General features: G+C 39.1%; 2 protein-coding genes and 1 pseudogene. All 3 read right to left on the bottom strand.

The window, feature by feature from the left end:
• A partial coding sequence (locus tag JMW64_RS13790; protein WP_201555358.1) for a biotin carboxylase N-terminal domain-containing protein occupies positions 1-95 on the bottom strand: 95 nt, incomplete at its 3' end.
• Positions 96-155: 60 nt separating this feature from the next.
• Positions 156-677, bottom strand: a complete 522-nt coding sequence (gene accB, locus JMW64_RS13785; RefSeq protein ID WP_201555356.1) for an acetyl-CoA carboxylase biotin carboxyl carrier protein — start codon at positions 675-677, stop codon at positions 156-158.
• A gap of 388 nt (positions 678-1,065) precedes the next feature.
• Positions 1,066-1,633: pseudogene (locus tag JMW64_RS13780) on the bottom strand (YjiH family protein); the annotation flags it as partial.

The raw sequence follows: 1,633 nt of genomic DNA, 5'->3' as shown, positions 1-1,633 counted from the left end.
TGGGCTATGACTGATTGGATACCCAACTGTTTACAAGCTCGCACAATGCGTAAGGCAATCTCGCCACGGTTAGCAATTAAGATTTTTGAGAACATGTCGATTTTCCTAAGCTGATATTCCTAAAAAGTATAGTACGTAAGCAATGTACGCTAATCTTAGCTGGCTGGTTCAATAACAAACAAGGCCTGTCCATATTCTACAACATCACCTTCATCAACTAATGCCTCTTTAATAGTGCATGGAAACTCAGCTTTGACCTCGTGCATCATTTTCATAGCCTCAATAATACATAGCGTCTGTCCTTTGTCTACCTTATCCCCTACTTTAACAAACTCGTCAGCTGTAGGCTCTGAGCGTCGATAAAAAGTGCCTAGCATAGGTGCTGTTACTTGTTTTTGGGCGTCTTCATTTGCCTCTTTTTTATTGAGAACTGCGTCATCATTACCAACATCGTTTTGATTGCTCTCAGCGCTTATATTCGCTCGCTGTTTTGAGCCGGAAGTGCTAGCAAGATTGCGCTTATTGTTATTGTTGTTGTCACCACTGATACTCTCGTTGCCATCAGATCGACATATTATAGAGATACGCGCGTCACCATCCGTTACTTCTAAGGAATTTATGTTAGAGCGTTCAGCTATCTTTATCAGCTTTTCGAGGTCAGGGAAGTTAATATTCATATTATTATCTAGTCCATTAGAGTGAAAAGAACACCATTATTTTATTTGAATATATTGAATTGCTTCATTTAATCGTAGCATATATTTTTCGTCGGATTTTAACTAAATAACCATCATCAGCTTGATATCAAACCTATTTAAAAACAGTCAATTCACTATAAAAAAATTACACTCTTAAGCGTGCTTGAGTTATTACATATACATCGGCACTCAGTCACTTTTTATCTTTTTTAAATTGTATAAACTATAGCTTAACACCAGTCAAAAGTTATTATTTACAACCACTAAAAATTGGTTAAGCCTATGTAGAAGTAGAATTAATCGCGTCAAACTTAGCCAAAACCATCAGTTATATCTGATAATTTTGACTAAGTATCAATATATCTAACTAGTATAGAAGATGGGCTACTGAGGTGATAATAACTAAGCTAATTAAAGTACGGAGAATGAAGATCATAAACAGCTCTAACACATTGAGCTTGATATTTGATTTCAAAATTAGCGCCCCGACCTCAGACATATAAATAATCTGGGTAATAGAGGCCGCTCCAACGATAAATCGTGTCATCTCACTTTCAATGCTTTTACCAACCAACGCTGGTAGATACATATCAGCAAAGCCCATAATCATGGCAGGCGCAGCTTCTGCCGCTTCTGGAATCTTTAACAATTCAAGCACTGGCACGAGGGGCGCGGATATCCAATTAAATACCGGCGTGTACTCTGCTAGCCCCAGACCAATGGTGCCGATAGCGAAAATAACAGGGATTAAGCCGAAATAAATATCAAATAGATTCTTTACGCTATGCTTAAATACGCTCGCCAGACTGGGCATAGAGTGCGCACGCGTCACGGCACGATTGAGCGCCCACTGCGGCATACTATACTGCGCAGGAATCTCTTCATCTAGCATACATTTGCCAGAATGGTAAGTGTTGGCCTTTAATGACAATGGC

The organism is Psychrobacter immobilis (assembly GCF_904846065.1).
GTDB classification, from domain to species: domain Bacteria; phylum Pseudomonadota; class Gammaproteobacteria; order Pseudomonadales; family Moraxellaceae; genus Psychrobacter; species Psychrobacter immobilis_H.
The sequence above is the reverse complement of the archived record's forward strand: the minus strand, read 5'-3'. Positions and strand labels throughout refer to the sequence as shown.

What these genes read in the sequence shown, in the direction of transcription:
- accB (WP_201555356.1), bottom strand. Translation starts at nt 677, where the DNA reads ATGAATATTAACTTCCCTGACCTCGAAAAGCTGATAAAGATAGCTGAA.